Raw genomic sequence first — 15,863 nt, forward strand, 5'->3', positions numbered from 1 at the left:
AGCGCAGCCTACCCGACCCGCACTTGGATGTGAACGCTTTAGGCTTGGGCAGAAATCAAGCCCCGATCAGCCGTGAAACGCTGAAGTCGCCGAAGCCCCTCTTCGATATCCCCGGTCGAACGTGCATAGGAAAAACGGATAGTGCCATGCCCGCGCTGAGGATCGAAATCCAGCCCCGGAGTGACCGCCACGCCGACCTTATCCAAAATCTCAGCCGCAAAGGCACGGCTGTCGTCGGTCAGGTCAGACACATCGGCGTAAACATAGAATGCCCCATCAGGTGGCGCGATATTGGTGAAACCGGCTTTGGGCAGACCGTCCAACATCAGCGCGCGGTTCCGCCGATAGACATCCAAATTTGCCTGCAATTCTTCATCACAATCCATCGCAGCCAGCGCCGCCACCTGGCTGGCATGGGGCGCGCAGATAAACATGTTCTGCGCGATCCGTTCGACGACGCGCACCTGATCCTCGGGTACAACCATCCAGCCCACACGCCAACCTGTCATAGAGAAATACTTAGAGAATGAGTTGATCACATAGCACTCATCTGTCAGCTCCAGCGCGGTGACGGCTTTGGCTTCGTATTCCAGACCATGATAAATCTCGTCACTGATGAAAGACGCGCCCTGGCTGTGTGCGGCGTCGATCAGCGCACCCATTGCGGCATGGTTCAGCATGGTTCCTGTCGGGTTGGCGGGCGAGGCCACCATCAGCCCCTGCAAATTTAGCCCGGCGAAATCGGCTGGCACCGGCTGCAGGCGGTGTTCCGGAGCGGTGGGCAGATCAACCGCGACCAGCCCCAGGGCCCGCAATATCTGCCGATATGACGGATAGCCGGGGGCCCCAATACCCACGCGATCCCCGCTGTCGAACAGCGCGGTGAACGCCAACAGAAATCCGCCTGACGAACCGGGGGTTATCACCACCCGTTCGGGATTGAGATCGACATTATACCACTCGCCATACATCTGCGCGATCCGGCGGCGCAGTGCTGGCAGACCCAATGCAACGGTATATCCCAGCGGGCCTTGCTCCATTGCCTTAGCCAATGCCTCGGTCGCCCCTTTGGGTGCGCCGGTTCCAGGCTGGCCGACCTCCATGTGGATGATGTGGCGGCCAGCTTCTTCGGCTTTGCGGGCAGCCTCCATCACGTCCATCACGATGAACGGATCGACCCCGGACCGGGTTGAGTTTCGCATGGCCATCTCCCATGTTGCAATCATGGCTTTTGAACGCGTATCCAGGCTGGCGTCAATCCCGGCCCTGTTGCTGTTTGCAGTGACTTGGCTCGTAGGCGCTGTTCAGGCCCAAAGCCTGATCCGTGATCCAGATGTTGAACACGGTCTGCGAGAGCTGGCCTTTCCCGTTCTGCGCGCCGCCGGTCTAAATACCAACCGGGTCCAGATACTGGTGGTCAATGACAGCACGTTCAACGCCTTCGTTTTGGATTACAATGCGATCTATCTGAACTATGGGCTAATCCTTTCAGTCGAAAGCCCCGAGATGTTGCAGGCGGTTATCGCACATGAGGCGGCCCATATCGCCAACGGGCATTTATCGCGCCGTTACGAAAACCTGAATGCTGCACGGCAAAAAGCCGGGCTTGGGACGGCTTTGGCTCTGATTGCTGCAGCTGCTGGCGGCGGCGAGGCCGCATTCGGAATTGCAGCCGGTACTAATTCGGCAGCCCTGCGCAGCTTTCTTGGCCACACCCGCGCTGAAGAATCCTCGGCGGATCGCAGCGCAGCAAGCTATTTACGTTGGGCCGGTATCTCGCCCAGTGGCATGGTGTCTCTGCACCGTAAATTCGCGGGGCAAGAGCTGTTAAACACGGTCAACCAGGACCCATACATGCGATCACACCCCACCAGCCGCGAGAGACTGCGCGCCGCCGAGGCGTTTCTGGAAGAGTTCGGCGACAAAGCCAAACCCAGCCAGAATGCCGATTACTGGTTCGCAAGGGCGAAAGGTAAACTATCGGCCTTCATCCGCTCGCCCACATGGACGATGCGGCGCGCCAAAGAAGAAACCGCCCAGGACATACGACTGATGCGCGAGGCAGCAGCCCACCATCAAAACCGTGATCTGACCAAAGCGCGCGCTGCGATTGATGGTGCTTTGGCAATCCGGCCCAATGACCCCTATTACTATGACCTCAAAGGCCAGATCATGCTTGAAAACCGTCAAGTGGCCGATGCGGTAGCAGCATATGGCAAAGCCGTTGAATTGGCGCCGAATAACCCACTTATCCTGGCCGGATACGGGCGGTCCCTGTTGGTTCAAGGTAAGACAGTGGAAGCCTTGGCCATTCTTGAAAAAGCACGGGCCAGAGATTTTCGTAACGCAAGATTGATGCAAGACCTGGGTGCAGCTTATGCCAAAACAGGCAATACTGGCATGGCATCGGCGGTTACAGCCGAAAGATATGCCCTGCAGGGCCGTTTGGATGACGCCGGTATTCACGCGAAACGAGCGGTTGCGCAGTTGCCGGTCGGATCACCGGGTTGGCAACGGGCCCAAGATGTGTTGATTGCGTTTGAACAAGCAAACAAGAGTAATTCGAAAAGGAAACGGAAATGATCCTCAGACACGCTGCACCAGCCCTTCTGGGGCTTTCCCTGATCGCAGGATCGGCGCAGGCCCTGGACCTGAGCCACCTGACCGACGCCGAAAAACAACAATTCGGAGAGCAGGTACGCGAATACCTTCTGGAAAACCCCGAAGTCATCATCGAAGCGATCAACATTCTGGAACAACGCAACGCCGTTGAAGAAGCGCAGGCGGATAAAGAGCTTGTCGCCAGCAATGCTGATGAGCTTTTCAACGACGGGTACAGCTGGGTGGGCGGCAATCCGGACGGAGATATTACTCTGGTCGAGTTCATGGACTATCGCTGCGGATATTGCCGCCGTGCGGTTCCCGAAGTGGCCAGCCTGCTGGCCGAGGATGGCAATATTCGGCTTGTGATCAAAGAGTTTCCGATCCTCGGAGACGCGTCGATGATCTCATCCCGCTTTGCTGTTGCCGCCAAACATGTTGCCGGGGACGATGCCTATAAGCAGGTTCACGATGCCCTGCTCGAATTCACCGGGGAACCGTCGCCGGTTACTTTGCGCCGAATCTCGGACGGGCTGGGTTTGGACAGTGACGCGATTCTGGCGGCAATGGACAGCGAACAGGTCACCGAGGAAATCCAAAAGACCCGTGAATTGGCGCAGCGGATGCAGATTTCGGGCACGCCTTCGTTTGTGCTGGGCACCGAAATGCTGCGCGGGTACCTGAAAGCAGATCAGATGCAGCAAATTGCGAACGCCGTTCGCGCCGAGCAAGGCTGATTTGGCAGGCCGGTTCCGCAACAGGAGCCGGCCTTTCCGTCAGGGCATCGGGTCGCTAGCAAGGTGGCTTAGATATTCCTCTAGATTAGACCAGCCATCGCCGTCCCGGTCCGCCCAGACATCAGAGGGATCATTCGGGTCCAGGCCAGTCCGCCCTGTTTCCCAAGTATCAGACATTCCGTCCCGGTCAGTATCAACTGCCGCGTGAACAATGGGCAAATCCGGCCAACCGCCCACCTCGCCCGGATCGTTTATCCGATGTCCATCACAGCCGCGGACGTTTTCGATCACCATCGCATCCAGACTGTCCAAAGCTTGGTCATCCCCGTGCCGGGCCCCCACGGTTCCAAGAACGGTTTCGTATGTCGCGCTCACCTCGGCAGGTTCAACCGACAGCGGCTGGTGAGGTTCAGCCACTAGAAATTCGACCGCCGCATCATCCGCAATCTTGCCCTTCACTGATCTGTCGCATAGCAGCTCAATACGGCTGTCCAGATGCAGGTTATCTTGTTCGAAAACCGAGATGCTGAACCCTTTGTCCGCGCCATAAGGGAACACCTCGAATGCGGCGGGGGGCGGCCTGTTCCGTGTACTGGGGCCCGGCAGGACCACGTTTCCCACATAGGCGATCCAGGTGTCGCCGTAATGGTTCCAGAACTCACCGAATTGCGAGGTCGCGTCGTAGAACACGTTGTTAATAATGTCGACTTGCCCAGATGGTGACGACTGAATGTCTGGATTTCTGTCGCGGTTATGGGCAAACAGGTTTTGATACAGGGTAACCCGCCCACATTGCCTTGCCGTTCCATCATCGGAACACAGCAGAGCCCCTTTTGAATGCTTTCCCTTTGTATGGGTGGATTTATCCAGAGCCAGGGCTGAGATGCTGCGGGCAATCGTGATATCTTCGCTTGGCAGGTTTTCCGTTCCAACGCCCAGATTCTCATCCGTGGCAAATTGGATCGAGACACGGTCAACGTAGATATTCGAACTGCTCTCTATGGAAAGCCCGTCCACGTTCGACGAGGGCTTGTAACTGGGTCCGGGCCGAAACTTGAGGTTCCGCAGCAAAACGTCCTGCGCCTCAAAAATCATCAGGGGTGAATCCAGAACCTTGCCAAGTTTGATCTGCACCCCCTGTCCCGGCGCGGTCTGTCCGGCGATATAGGTGTTCGAAGCCACTTTCATCTGGGTGTCTACAGTGATCGTCCCTGAAATATCGAAAACGCAAACCCGTCCGGAGCCGTCATTTTCGACGCACTCACGCAGGCTGCCCGGGCCGGTATCGTCCAGGGTTGTGATATGAAACACTTCGCCGCCACGCCAACCCGTAGCGTTCTGCCCATATCCCACCGCACCGGGAAATGCGGGCTGATCGGCCACTACGCTATCTGCCACCATGAAACCCGAACACCCGGCGATAACTACACCCAAGCCGAAGGCTTTCAAGTTACGGCGCATTGCATAAGCCCCCTGTAAGAGTTCGGACCGCAAAGACCGAGGGCCGAAGAGGCAGGAGACAATCTATTCTTCAAACGATCACTTACTGGCATACGACTAAGAAACCCTTGAAACAAAAACAACAAATCTAAGCGGGAATGAAAATCTCATTCCTAACAATAATGTGGACCAACAGCGTCGCGTTTTCAATGAGGTGTCTGGGATTGGGGTCCACCAGATACACGCGGCCAATAAAGTGCAGGCCCTATGAATTGACCCTGCATGCCTGCCGAACTGGTCATTCAACGGCCAATCAAGCTGGAAAATTACTCAGCGGCTTCCTGCGCAGCGTCCAGTTCAGCGGCCTTCTTCTCGACCTCTTCAACAATGTGGTCGACCATCTGTTCGTTGGACATCTTGTGGCTGGCCTTGCCCGCCAGATACACCATACCCGATCCGGCACCGCCGCCGGTAAAGCCGACATCGGTCATCAGCGCTTCGCCCGGGCCGTTCACGACACAGCCGATGATCGATAGGCTCATTGGTGTTTTGATATGTTCAAGACGCTGTTCCAACGCCTCGACTGTTTTGATCACATCGAACCCCTGCCGTGCACAAGAGGGGCATGAGATGATATTAACCCCGCGATGGCGCAAGCCCAGAGATTTCAGGATCTCGAACCCCACCTTGACCTCTTCGACAGGATCCGCAGACAGGCTGACGCGGATCGTGTCGCCAATGCCCATCCACAGCAGATTGCCCAGACCAATCGCCGATTTGATGGTGCCCGAAACCAGTCCTCCGGCCTCGGTAATACCCAGATGGATGGGGGCGTCCGTGGCCTCGGCGATGCCCTGATAGGCAGCTGCCGACAGGAAGACATCGCTGGCTTTCACGCTGATCTTGAATTCGTGGAAATCGTTGTCCTGAAGAATCCGGATATGCTCTAGCCCGCTTTCAACCATCGCTTCGGGGCAAGGCTCGCCGTACTTCTCAAGCAGGTGCTTTTCCAGGCTTCCCGCATTCACCCCGATCCGGATCGAGCAATTATGGTCACGCGCGGCCTGAATGACCTCTTTCACCCGACTTTCATTGCCAATGTTGCCAGGGTTGATCCGCAAGCATGCTGCGCCTGCCTCGGCGGCCTCGATCCCACGGCGATAGTGAAAGTGGATATCCGCCACGATAGGTACCGGACTTTCGCGCACGATCTCTTTCAGCGCCTTGGACGAGGCCTCATCCGGGACCGAAACGCGCACGATATCCGCACCCGCCTCTGCGGCGGCCTGCACCTGAGCCACAGTCGCCGCAACATCCGTCGTCAGCGTATTGGTCATAGTCTGCACCGCAATCGGAGCGTCACCTCCGACGGGGACGTTTCCAACCATGATCTGACGAGATTTGCGGCGGTAGATATTGCGCCATGGGCGCACGTGATTAAGGGACATGTGGACGGGTCCAAGACTGTCTGAGTTGATCTTTAAATAGTCAGCCTAACTGGCCACTGCAATGGTCAGATCATTCTGTCGGTGCGGCAGAGCTTTGCGCCTGAAGTTCCGCCACCAGTTGCTTGAGGGCGACGTTTTGCTCGGCCTCAAGATCAGCTACCGTATAGCGTTCGGAAACCGCATCCTTGGACAGAACGACACCTTTGGCGACAGTTCCTGGTGCTCCGACCGGGCCGAAATGGTCACCATTCATCGAGAAATAGACAGATCCGGCGGCACCTGCACGTAGGTTAGGCGGTTCTTCTGTCAGCGGTACCTCGAATGTACTGCCCTGTTCGACGGTTCCAAGCGTACCCTCGAAGATGATACTTCCATCCGCAGCGGTGACCCGCATCCACGCCGGATCAACGGCGACGATTTTCAGGGTCGTATCAATCTGTTCAACCACCTGCGGCAATGCCGGGCGAAGAACCGTATGGACTTCGGCAACCTCAACCTTGGGCGGCTCAGGCGGCTGGAAGGTGCCAACGGTACGCGGGTCCAGTGTAGAAATTGGTGCATCACGGGCAACGAGCACCGGCAAATCCAGGGCCTGTGGGCGATACAGCCTATCCAGAGCCTCAGCCGAGGGGGTGTCGATCAGCGCGACTTGATCTTCGGTGGTGCTACGCGCCGCCTCAAGCGGGTCCAAATCAGACAAGACAACCGGAGCCTGTTCAACCGGGCTTACCTGCACTTGCTGAATCCGGTTCAGGACGGACCATCCGCCATATCCAATACCGCCGATCACAGCCAACAGAACCAGAGACGACCCGATGGCACGCGGCTCTATCTGGCTGACCAACGATTCCCGTCCGGGAATATAGGGAGTGTTTGGCGAGATAAACGGATCGCGCCCCATCGGACCGCGAGCCGGCAAGCTGCCCGAGGTCTTTCGAACCACCGACGCCTCGGCCGACATGCCATGTGCGACCTCAAACCCGCTTTCCTTACAAAACGCAAAGAAAGTTTCGTCGGGGTTCATCCCTAGATAGCGGGCATAAGAGCGCACATACCCAGCGATAAATCCGGGCGTATCGAAGGCGTCCGGGTCGGCATCTTCTATGGCTGCAATGTAGTTGGCTTTGATCCGCAGTTCGCGCTGCACATCCAGTAAGGATTTGCCCATTGTTGCGCGTTCACCACGCATCATGTCGCCCAGCCGCACCTCATAGTCGTCAAAGCCCTTGGGCCTGACGTCAGTGTCGCCTTCGGATCCGCGCTGTGATCTGCGCCCAATCATCCCTGCTGCCCCATTCTGCCTGTGCGTGTTTCACGCCGTGGTCGAATCATTAAAAGAATGATTCGCGCCGTAGTTTTGTTAGCGTAATTTTAGCACGCGGCATACGAATTGCACACTTTAGCGTTAGGTTAACCGGCAAGTTCGGCGCGATTTAGCGCACAATGTGACCAAAGTTCGTCCATCGCCTGGATCAAACGGTTCATTTCGTCAGGTCCATGAACCGGGGACGGTGTGAAACGCAGGCGTTCTGTTCCACGCGGAACAGTGGGGAAATTGATGGGCTGGACGTAGATTCCATAGTCATCCAGCAGCATATCGCTGAGTTTCTTCGTGTGCACGGGGTTGCCGACAATCACGGGCACAATGTGGCTGCCGTGATCAATCAGTGGCAGGCCCATCCCCTTGAGCCGAAGCTTGAGGATCTTTGCTTGCGTCTGATGCTGCTCTCGCAATTCGGACGCAGTTTTGAGGTAGGCAACCGAAGCTGCGGCACCCGCAGCAACGGCAGGTGGCAGGGACGTCGTAAAGATGAAGCCCGGAGCATAAGACCGCACAGCGTCACACATTTTAGTGCTGGCCGCGATATAGCCCCCCATGACGCCATAGGCTTTGGCCAATGTGCCGTTGATGATGTCGATCCGATGGGCAAGACGATCACGCTCGGTCACGCCACCGCCGCGCGGTCCGTACATGCCAACGGCGTGGACCTCATCAATATAGGTCAGCGCACCAAATTCATCGGCCAGATCACATATCTCTTCAATCGGGCCAAAATCGCCGTCCATCGAATACACCGACTCAAAAGCGATCAGTTTGGGCGTTGCGGGATCATCCGCTTCAAGCAGTTCGCGCAGATGGGCGACGTCATTGTGGCGGAAGATGCGCTTGGACCCGCCGTTGCGGCGCACCCCTTCGATCATCGAAGCATGGTTCAATGCGTCAGAATAAATGATCAGACCAGGAAACAGTTTCGGCAAAGTGCTGAGTGTCGCGTCATTTGCAATATAGGCGCTGGTGAACAGCAACGCAGCTTCTTTGCCGTGCAGATCGGCCAGCTCGGCCTCAAGCCGTTTGTGGTAAACCGTGGTGCCCGAAATGTTGCGGGTTCCACCTGATCCGGCGCCTGCGGCATCCACGGCCTCGTGCATCGCCTCCAGCACCACAGGGTGTTGCCCCATGCCAAGATAGTCGTTGCCGCACCAGACGGTGATATCTTGCTGCGATCCATCGAGGCGCGTGCGCACCGCATGCGGGAAATGACCATTGCGACGTTCGATATCAATGAAGGTCCGGTACCGTCCTTCGTCATGCAGCCTTGCGATCGCTGAATCGAGCTGAGCAGTATAATCCACCGGTTTCTCCTTAGTTGCCCGACCGAAATTACGGCGACCGAACGTCTTCTTCTGCGCAGGATACGAATCTGCACCAGAGCATTTCCCGCTGCCTGCTTGATACCGCAAGCACAGTGAAAGCTCATTTGATTTGCATCAAATATCCGCTCTGACCCTGACCGACAAGTAAAGTTACGCCCCCTGGACGCGAGGAAACGACGCAGGCACAGCACATTATCTCATCCGGGTTTCCGATATTGTACCAGATTCCTGTCCTTGCGGGCTAGACGGCAAAAGTGGCGCTGATAGGGTTCCGGAAAACCCAAATCAAGCAGGAGCCCTCTCATGTCGCTGGACGCTGTTCTGAACCGCATCGACACCGATTTGCCAACCTCAATCGACCGCCTGATGGAACTGCTCCGCATTCCGTCAATTTCAACCGATCCGGCCTTTGACCAACAGGTCAACCAGGCAGCTGACTGGCTGGTATCTGACCTGAAAAGCATAGGAATTCAGGCTGAAAAACGTGAAACCACCGGACATCCCATGGTGGTGGGCCACATAGGCGAGGACAACAGCGCGCCCCATGTTCTGTTCTACGGCCATTATGACGTTCAACCCGTTGACCCGTTGAACCAGTGGAACCGGGATCCGTTCGATCCGGCCATTGAAGAAACCGAAAATGGGCCAGTTATCCGGGGTCGAGGCTCTTCGGACGATAAGGGACAGTTGATGACCTTCGTCGAAGCGTGCCGCGCATGGAAGGCCGTCCATGGCACCCTGCCCTGCCGCATCACCTTCTTCTTCGAAGGCGAAGAAGAATCCGGTTCGCCGTCGCTGGTCCCGTTCCTGCGTGAAAACGTGGCCGAGTTGAAAGCGGATCTGGCATTGGTATGCGACACTTCGATGGTGTCGCGTGGGGTGCCATCAATCGCGTCACAGCTGCGCGGGATGCTCAAGGACGAATTCACCATCATCGGTCCGCGGATCGACCTGCACTCGGGCCATTACGGCGGACCGGGGCTAAACCCGCTGCGAGAGCTCTCCAAGATCGTCGCCTCGTTCTATGACGACGAAACCGGTCGCGTCGCTGTCGAAGGCTTTTATGACGGGGTTCATGAGGTCCCGGCCGAACAGTTGCGCCAATGGGAAAACTGCGGGTTCGATGAGGCGGATTATCTGAACTCGGTGGGGTATTCTCAGCCACACGGCGAAAAAGGATATTCGACATTGCAGCAACAATGGGCGCGCCCGACGCTTGAGGTAAACGGGCTTTGGGGCGGTTATAACGGCGCCGGTTCGAAGACGGTCATTCCCTCACAGGCGCATTGCAAGATCACCTGTCGTCTGGTGGGTGACATGAACCCTGACGCCTTGCGTGACCAGATTCGCAAGCATGTAGAAGACCGCCTGTCACCCGACGCGAAAGTACAGTGGGACAACGATCTTGAAGGCGCGCCCGCATCCGTCATGAATATCAACCGCCCCGAATTCGAAGCCGCCCGAGGCGCATTATCCGATGAATGGGGGCGCGAAGCCGTCTTTACCGGAATGGGCGGGTCAATCCCTGTCGTTGGCTACTTCGACACGGAACTTGGCATGGATTCAATGCTTGTGGGCTTTGCCAATGATGATGACGCAATTCACTCACCGAATGAGAAATATGACGTCAAGAGCTTTCACAAAGGCATCCGGTCCTGGGCGCGCATTCTCGACGCTTTGACCCGATAACCAAATCCGGGAATCAAAAGGCCAGATGAAGCTTGGCTCGCTGCTTCATCTGGCCAAAGATACTTTTGGTAATGTGCCGCAGATCGGCAGAGGTACCCCCTGCCCTGAGTTACATATGGATCACGCGCCCGTAAGCGTCCAAAACGCTTTCATGCATCATCTCGGACAAAGTCGGATGCGGGAACACTGTGTTCATCAGATCCTCTTCGGTGGTTTCAAGCTGGCGCCCGACCACATACCCCTGAATTAACTCAGTGACTTCCGCGCCAATCATGTGGGCGCCCAACAGCTCTCCGGTTTTGGCGTCGAAGACTGTTTTGACCAGCCCTTCCGGCTCTCCAAGCGCGATTGCCTTGCCGTTGCCGATGAAGGGAAAACGGCCGACCTTGATGTCATAGCCAAGCTCTTTCGCCTTTGCCTCGGAATAGCCGACCGACGCTACCTGCGGATGGCAATAGGTGCAGCCCGCGATGCTTTCGGGCTTGACCGGATGGGCATGTTTACCGGCGATCAGATCGGCCACCATGACACCCTCATGGCTTGCTTTATGCGCCAGCCATGGCGCTCCGGCAATGTCACCGATGGCATACAGGCCATCGACACCGGTGCGACAGAATTCGTCAGTCACAACATGGGTCCGGTCGATTTTGACACCCAAAGCCTCAAGCCCCAGATTTTCGATATTGCCGACGATGCCCACGGCAGAAATCACGGTGTCAAAGTCGTGCTTTTCGACCTTTCCCTTCACCTCGATATGCGCAGTGACTTTACCCTTAGCGCGGTCCAACTGCTTGACCATCGCCTTTTCCATGATCTTCATGCCCTGTTTGATAAAGGCTTTCTTGGCGAAGGCGCTGATCTCGGCATCCTCGACGGGCAGAACGCGGTCCATGACTTCAACCACCGTCGTATCTGCACCGAGCGTATTGTAGAAGCTAGCGAACTCGATCCCGATTGCACCCGACCCGATGACCAGCAATTTCTTTGGCATCCGCGGCGGCTGCAGGGCGTGTTTGTAAGTCCAAACCAGATCACCATCCGCTTCGAGCCCGGGAAGCTCGCGGGCGCGCGCGCCGGTTGCCAGAACGATATTCTTGGCTGTCAACTCTTCGCTGCCCTTGTCGGTCTTGACGGAGACCTTGCCCTTGGCCGGAATCGTCGCCTCGCCCATGACAACCGTCACTTTGTTCTTTTTCAGCAGGTGACCGATACCGCCCGAAAGTTGCCCGGCGACACCGCGCGATCGCTTGACCACAGCATCCAGATCATATCCGATCTTCTCGGCCTTCAGCCCAAAATCCTTTGCGCGCTCCATCAGGTGAAACACTTCTGAAGACCGCAGCAGCGCTTTGGTTGGGATGCAGCCCCAGTTAAGACATATCCCCCCGAGATGTTCGCGCTCGACCACGGCGGTTTTCAAACCAAGCTGTGCTGCGCGAATGGCTGCGACATACCCGCCAGGACCAGCGCCGATTACGATCAGATCAAAAGATTGTGCTGCCATGTTTCCCTCTCGGAGCAGGTCATTTCCAAATTAGTTTACCATTAAACTAATACCAGTCACCCTTCAACACTTAGTCCCCGCGACAAAAGCTACGCTAGGTAAACCCATACGGATTGCAGAGGTTCGAGCCTATACCGCACCCGTTCGAAACGCTAGAAGATAGCTAAGTATCCCAGTTGCTCCATTCTAAATCCATCTACGCGAAAGGCATAACATGGCTAAAACGCTGAAAGATCTGGTCCTCGCCCTAATCAACGCCACGCTTATCCTGGTGGCCTTGTGTTTGTTTTTGGGCTGGAAGCTGGCCACAACAGCGCAGTCCCTGATGTCTGATTTTTCACAGAAGGTTCAGATCGTCGCCCCTTTGCGCGAAGAGGTTCAAGGGGTGCGCAGTGAATTGGCAGCACTTCGCACTGAACTCGCGACAATACAAGTCAATGGCGCGCTTGCCGACACCGCCACCGCCCAACGGGTCTCGCAAACGCTCGACCGTCTGAGCCAAATCGAAGATACGCTGCAGGCGGCGCAGTCTCGTATCGTTGCGGTTGCCGAAACGCCTGACGCCTTCATCGGCACCGCAATAGAAAAAACGGCCGACACTGTGGCCGACCGTATTATCACAATCAAAGGATGTTCGGTCGAAGGCTAACCTGCGGCCTGAAGCTCTCGGACGGTGGATCCGTACCCGCCCATGTTTACATAGGCGGCCTCATGTTCGGTCATGGGGCGCGACAATGCTTCGTTACGATAGGGGAAACGGCCGAACTTTCGGATCACCTCCCTATGCGCCCTTGCATGCAGCAGGTTGGTTGACTTGGATTCGTCGATATTCTGGCACATCAGGCGTACACAACGCTCTTGGTCACACAGATTTTCCGAGTGCATCAGTGGAAGATAAAAGAACTGCCGCGCGGGTTCGTCAATCTTCAGATCCCAGCCCTTGTCGATGGCGCATTTCGCTGCCGACAAGGCCGCCTTGTCAGTGGCGAACGCCTTACCACTGCCGCGGAACATATTTCTAGGAAACTGGTCCATCAGAATGATATAGGCCAGTGCCCCGCTGGGGTATGTCAGCCAGAGAGAGAACTTTCCCTCATTAGCAATTTCCCATGTGGAAAGAAATTTTTCGCGGATCTCTGCGTCTAGCGCTTCATCCTCAATATACCAACCATCTGGACCCACTTGATCCAGCCAAAAACTCAATACTTCTTCAGGCCCTACCATTGCCTTGCTCCGTCGTTTTGCCCTCCCCAGGGACGTAACGTCATTTAAGGCTGATTTACAGATTTGTGACAGTAAAAATTTGCAACACTTGCGACATAATTTCGTGTCCTAGGCTACATCTTGCGTTTCCTGATCGGCTTCGGCGGCTTCGATAGCCACCTCTTGCGCCAATTCGAACGCCACCGGCGAGGCCGTTGGGTAAAGCGGAGACATGGTGCCCGTCTCGTCCACAGGAATCGCCGCACGCTGTGTCATGCGATACATCGCATAGACAGCAGTGGCTGCAAGCAGTGCAAAGATGATCAGGAAAAAGCCCGACGGTCCGAACACGTCATCGCCCATCAACCACCCGGTAATCAGCGGGCCGGCAATGGCGCCCAGTCCATTGATGAAGACCAGACCGCCAGAGGCCGCCGCCATGTCCTCATGCTCCAGAAAGTCATTCGTATGCGCAATCAGAAGCGAATACAGTGGGTTAGACATGCCTCCGATCACAAAGGCCGAGGCCAGAAGGAACGGAAATGAGGTCGACCCGAACATCATCGCAGTGGCCGCCCCGCAAGCACCAATGATGCCCGCCAGCATGATCAGGAACCGGCGATCCATCCGGTCCGAGAACCAACCCAGCGGATATTGCAGCAGAATTGCTCCGATATAGAAGGCGGCCACGAAGGTCGAAATCTCAACCAGTGTCAGCCCAGCGCGCGCGCCATAGACCGCCGCCATACCAAACTGGGCCGAGAACACTCCGCCCAGCAGGAACATGCCCACGCAGCCCAACGGCGACTTCCCCATCAGTTCACGCAATGTCATAGGCTTGGTCGTGTCAAATGCCGGTGTCGGTGAAATCGACAGCAGAATCGGAGCAAAGGATACCGAAACCAGAATGGATGCGATCACAAAGGTTTCGTAACCAGCAGGATCGCCAACCAGCATAAGCCCCTGAGCGGTGATGATCCCAGTCATCTGTACGATCATATAAAGCGAAAGCGCCTGGCCCCGGTTCTCGTTATTGGCCGCGTTGTTCAGCCAGCTTTCGGCGGTGACATACACTCCCGAGAAACAAAACCCGATCACGACACGCCCCAAAGCCCACGCGACTGGCTCGGTCAACATCGGATACATGATCATCACGGCCGAAATAAAAGAAGCGAGCGCAGCAAAGACCCGCACATGTCCAACCCGCCGTATCATCTCCGGTGCAAGGCGAGAACCTCCGAGGAAACCTACGAAATAAGCTGACATCACAACAGACATCTGAAGGGTCGAAAACCCTTCGATCTCGCCTCGAACGCCCAGGATTGTGCCCTGTAGGCCATTGCCAATCATAAGCAGGCCCATGCCAAGAAGAAGTGACCACGCGCTGGTAATGACCTGAAGCATAGAGGCCTCCGAGATTGCTAACCTGAACTAGAGATTCGTTTTTATATCAAAAACGGCTTTGAACCAGCTTGTCTACGACATCGAAACGCAACGATCCCGACAACACGCCGCTCAAGGGATCAAAAGCGACCCATCCCCATATGAAAAGAACCGATAGTTCTGCGCAATCGCGTGCTCATAAACCTCTTGCATCCGATCCTGCCCCATCAAAGCTGAAACCAACATCAGCAGCGTGGATTTCGGCAGATGGAAATTGGTGATCAGCGCATCCGTGACGTAAAACTGAAAGCCCGGATAGATGAAGATGTCGGTATCGCCTTCCCAAGGTACGATCTGCCCACTGCGGGCGGCGCTTTCGATCAATCGCAGCGCGGTTGTGCCCACCGGAATGACACGGCCACCTATGGCTTTGGTTTCACGAATTTCACTGACGGCTTCTGCACTGACCCTGCCCCATTCTGCATGCATTTTATGGGTCGTCACATCCTCGACCTTGACTGGCAGAAACGTTCCGGCACCGACATGAAGCGTAACGTAGGAAACAGAAACGCCGCGCGCGGTAAGCGCTTGCATCAGCGCTTCGTCAAAATGCAGCGACGCGGTGGGCGCGGCCACTGCCCCGGAGTTGCGCGCCCAGATCGTCTGGTAATCCGTCTTGTCCTGCGCATCGGCAGGGCGCTTGGCGGCAATATAGGGCGGCAGCGGCATGGTGCCGGCCTGTTCCAGCGCAGCATCGAAATCCTGCCCCGTAAGGTTAAACCGCAGAAAGGCCTGCCCGTCCGCCACCCTATCCAACTCAGCGCTCAGTTGATCCGAAAACCGGATCACCTCACCTGTCTTGACCTTCTTGAGAGGCTTAATCAACGCCGCCCAGGTGCCGTCTGCCTGCGGATCAAGCAACGTCGCTTCGATCGACGCAGACACCGGCCCTTGCGCACTGTCGCGATGACGCCGCCCGGTGAGGCGTGCCGGGATGACCCGCGTATCATTCAACACCAGCCGGTCACCGGGTCGCAGCCAGTCTGGCAGGTCAAAGACGTGCGCATCCGAGATTGCATCGCCCTCGGCCACAAGCAAACGCGCCGAAGACCGCGGGTTGGCAGGCCGGGTGGCAATCAAATTTTCGGGCAGGTGGAAATCGAAATCGCTGAGTTTCATGGGCGCGCCTTACAGGGTCGTATC

At 56.4% G+C, this 15,863-nt stretch carries 13 protein-coding genes; 4 read left to right on the forward strand and 9 right to left on the reverse strand.

The genetic code is table 11. The annotated features are described in order from the left end of the window. Positions 1 to 38: 38 nt before the first annotated feature. On the reverse strand, positions 39 to 1,202 hold the full coding sequence (locus AC2FH6_RS03885) for a pyridoxal phosphate-dependent aminotransferase (protein ID WP_496701265.1): 1,164 nt from the start codon (positions 1,200 to 1,202) through the stop codon (positions 39 to 41). Between AC2FH6_RS03885 and AC2FH6_RS03890 the strand changes: the two genes are divergently transcribed. Together AC2FH6_RS03890 and AC2FH6_RS03895 are read left to right on the forward strand one after the other, a co-directional pair. Continuing rightward, positions 1,201 to 2,583: a M48 family metalloprotease gene (locus tag AC2FH6_RS03890; protein WP_496701267.1), complete on the forward strand. Its 1,383-nt coding sequence runs from the start codon at positions 1,201 to 1,203 to the stop codon at positions 2,581 to 2,583. The genes AC2FH6_RS03885 and AC2FH6_RS03890 overlap by 2 nt on opposite strands. Continuing rightward, complete coding sequence (locus tag AC2FH6_RS03895; RefSeq protein WP_496701269.1) at positions 2,580 to 3,338, forward strand: DsbA family protein; 759 nt, start codon at positions 2,580 to 2,582, stop codon at positions 3,336 to 3,338. The genes AC2FH6_RS03890 and AC2FH6_RS03895 overlap by 4 nt, the downstream gene beginning before the upstream one ends. Positions 3,339 to 3,377: 39 nt before the next feature. Here the strand turns inward: AC2FH6_RS03895 and AC2FH6_RS03900 are convergent, their stop codons facing one another. The 4 genes from AC2FH6_RS03900 to hemA all read right to left on the reverse strand — a co-directional run bounded on the left by AC2FH6_RS03900 (position 3,378) and on the right by hemA (position 8,860). After that, positions 3,378 to 4,799, reverse strand: a complete 1,422-nt coding sequence (locus AC2FH6_RS03900) for a pectate lyase family protein (protein ID WP_496701271.1) — start codon at positions 4,797 to 4,799, stop codon at positions 3,378 to 3,380. A gap of 305 nt (positions 4,800 to 5,104) precedes the next feature. Next, positions 5,105 to 6,226, reverse strand: coding sequence for a flavodoxin-dependent (E)-4-hydroxy-3-methylbut-2-enyl-diphosphate synthase (gene ispG / locus AC2FH6_RS03905; protein WP_496700516.1), 1,122 nt, complete (start codon positions 6,224 to 6,226; stop codon positions 5,105 to 5,107). A gap of 70 nt (positions 6,227 to 6,296) precedes the next feature. Continuing rightward, positions 6,297 to 7,508 carry a helix-turn-helix domain-containing protein gene (locus AC2FH6_RS03910; protein ID WP_496701273.1) on the reverse strand — a complete coding sequence of 404 codons (1,212 nt, stop codon included), beginning with the start codon at positions 7,506 to 7,508 and terminating at the stop codon, positions 6,297 to 6,299. Between the two features lie 128 nt (positions 7,509 to 7,636). Then, on the reverse strand, positions 7,637 to 8,860 hold the full coding sequence (hemA, locus tag AC2FH6_RS03915; protein WP_142633250.1) for a 5-aminolevulinate synthase: 1,224 nt from the start codon (positions 8,858 to 8,860) through the stop codon (positions 7,637 to 7,639). Positions 8,861 to 9,184: 324 nt separating this feature from the next. Between hemA and AC2FH6_RS03920 the strand changes: the two genes are divergently transcribed. Beyond that, entirely contained in the window at positions 9,185 to 10,570 is a 1,386-nt protein-coding gene (locus tag AC2FH6_RS03920) for a M20/M25/M40 family metallo-hydrolase (protein ID WP_496701275.1), read from the forward strand. A gap of 109 nt (positions 10,571 to 10,679) precedes the next feature. On the opposite strand, the gene lpdA is transcribed toward AC2FH6_RS03920, so the two are convergent. Beyond that, entirely contained in the window at positions 10,680 to 12,074 is a 1,395-nt protein-coding gene (gene lpdA, locus AC2FH6_RS03925) for a dihydrolipoyl dehydrogenase (protein WP_271947557.1), read from the reverse strand. A 214-nt stretch (positions 12,075 to 12,288) separates the two neighbouring features. On the opposite strand from lpdA, the gene AC2FH6_RS03930 reads away from it, so the two are divergent. Then, positions 12,289 to 12,723 carry a hypothetical protein gene (locus tag AC2FH6_RS03930; RefSeq protein ID WP_496701277.1) on the forward strand — a complete coding sequence of 145 codons (435 nt, stop codon included), beginning with the start codon at positions 12,289 to 12,291 and terminating at the stop codon, positions 12,721 to 12,723. Here AC2FH6_RS03930 and AC2FH6_RS03935 read toward each other — a convergent pair. The 3 genes from AC2FH6_RS03935 to queA form a co-directional block, all read right to left on the reverse strand. Beyond that, on the reverse strand, positions 12,720 to 13,298 hold the full coding sequence (locus AC2FH6_RS03935) for a DUF924 family protein (protein ID WP_142633241.1): 579 nt from the start codon (positions 13,296 to 13,298) through the stop codon (positions 12,720 to 12,722). The genes AC2FH6_RS03930 and AC2FH6_RS03935 overlap by 4 nt on opposite strands. A 108-nt stretch (positions 13,299 to 13,406) precedes the next feature. Further along, entirely contained in the window at positions 13,407 to 14,681 is a 1,275-nt protein-coding gene (locus tag AC2FH6_RS03940) for an MFS transporter (protein WP_496701279.1), read from the reverse strand. Positions 14,682 to 14,792: 111 nt separating this feature from the next. Continuing rightward, a complete protein-coding gene (gene queA / locus AC2FH6_RS03945; protein ID WP_496701281.1) occupies positions 14,793 to 15,839 on the reverse strand; it encodes a tRNA preQ1(34) S-adenosylmethionine ribosyltransferase-isomerase QueA in 1,047 nt (348 codons plus the stop codon). Positions 15,840 to 15,863: the final 24 nt, after the last annotated feature.

The sequence above is a fragment of the Ruegeria sp. CDSC045 genome, from assembly GCF_059610725.1.

What these genes read in the sequence shown, in the direction of transcription:
- AC2FH6_RS03890 (WP_496701267.1), top strand. Translation starts at nt 1,201, where the DNA reads ATGGCCATCTCCCATGTTGCAATCATGGCTTTTGAACGCGTATCCAGG.
- AC2FH6_RS03885 (WP_496701265.1), bottom strand. Translation starts at nt 1,202, where the DNA reads ATGCGAAACTCAACCCGGTCCGGGGTCGATCCGTTCATCGTGATGGAC.
- AC2FH6_RS03895 (WP_496701269.1), top strand. Translation starts at nt 2,580, where the DNA reads ATGATCCTCAGACACGCTGCACCAGCCCTTCTGGGGCTTTCCCTGATC.
- AC2FH6_RS03900 (WP_496701271.1), bottom strand. Translation starts at nt 4,799, where the DNA reads ATGCGCCGTAACTTGAAAGCCTTCGGCTTGGGTGTAGTTATCGCCGGG.
- ispG (WP_496700516.1), bottom strand. Translation starts at nt 6,226, where the DNA reads ATGTCCCTTAATCACGTGCGCCCATGGCGCAATATCTACCGCCGCAAA.
- AC2FH6_RS03910 (WP_496701273.1), bottom strand. Translation starts at nt 7,508, where the DNA reads ATGATTGGGCGCAGATCACAGCGCGGATCCGAAGGCGACACTGACGTC.
- AC2FH6_RS03920 (WP_496701275.1), top strand. Translation starts at nt 9,185, where the DNA reads ATGTCGCTGGACGCTGTTCTGAACCGCATCGACACCGATTTGCCAACC.
- lpdA (WP_271947557.1), bottom strand. Translation starts at nt 12,074, where the DNA reads ATGGCAGCACAATCTTTTGATCTGATCGTAATCGGCGCTGGTCCTGGC.
- AC2FH6_RS03930 (WP_496701277.1), top strand. Translation starts at nt 12,289, where the DNA reads ATGGCTAAAACGCTGAAAGATCTGGTCCTCGCCCTAATCAACGCCACG.
- AC2FH6_RS03935 (WP_142633241.1), bottom strand. Translation starts at nt 13,298, where the DNA reads ATGGTAGGGCCTGAAGAAGTATTGAGTTTTTGGCTGGATCAAGTGGGT.
- AC2FH6_RS03940 (WP_496701279.1), bottom strand. Translation starts at nt 14,681, where the DNA reads ATGCTTCAGGTCATTACCAGCGCGTGGTCACTTCTTCTTGGCATGGGC.
- queA (WP_496701281.1), bottom strand. Translation starts at nt 15,839, where the DNA reads ATGAAACTCAGCGATTTCGATTTCCACCTGCCCGAAAATTTGATTGCC.